This is a genomic window from Mesorhizobium sp. M1E.F.Ca.ET.063.01.1.1 (assembly GCF_003998155.1).
Lineage (GTDB): Bacteria > Pseudomonadota > Alphaproteobacteria > Rhizobiales > Rhizobiaceae > Mesorhizobium.
The window spans coordinates 1-450 of the sequence record NZ_RZSC01001613.1 but is presented as its reverse complement, the minus strand read 5'-3'; the positions used below and the strand labels follow the sequence as shown (position 1 = coordinate 450).

Here is a 450-nt window from a genome sequence, read left to right as displayed (position 1 = left end):
GTATAGGCAAGAGAGCCATGCAGGCTGGCGCCGATCCGGTCGACCTTGACGCCGGCCGGCCGCGGCCAGTCGTCGGCGAGGATTTCGTCGAGGAAGCGGCGCGCGGCCGTCATCGGCCCCATCGTATGCGAGCTCGATGGGCCGATGCCGATCTTGAACAGGTCGAAAACCGAAAGGAACACGCGCCATTATCTCCTGAGGGACGCTCAAGGCTTACATATAGGAATTCCCGTCATGTTTCCGCTGTTTTGCGTGTCGCGGCGCAGCATGTGCCGACCTTGTTTGCTCCGGCAGCGACATAGGTTGCTAGACCGTGATGCCGTGATTAATCTGCGCAATGCGCCACGCCGGCGGCGTCAGTGTCTCGTTTGTCACTTGCCGGGGAGGAAGCCATGCTTGCGTTGGATGCCAGACCGGAACCGGTGGGCATCGTGCCCGTCCAGACAGCCA

General features: G+C 61.8%; 1 protein-coding gene. It reads right to left on the bottom strand.

All coding sequences use genetic code 11. The annotated features are described in order from the left end of the window. Window positions 1-182, bottom strand: a 182-nt coding sequence (locus EOA29_RS40050; protein WP_281061160.1) for a serine dehydratase beta chain, incomplete at its 3' end; no start/stop codon positions are given. Window positions 183-450 lie beyond the last annotated feature (268 nt).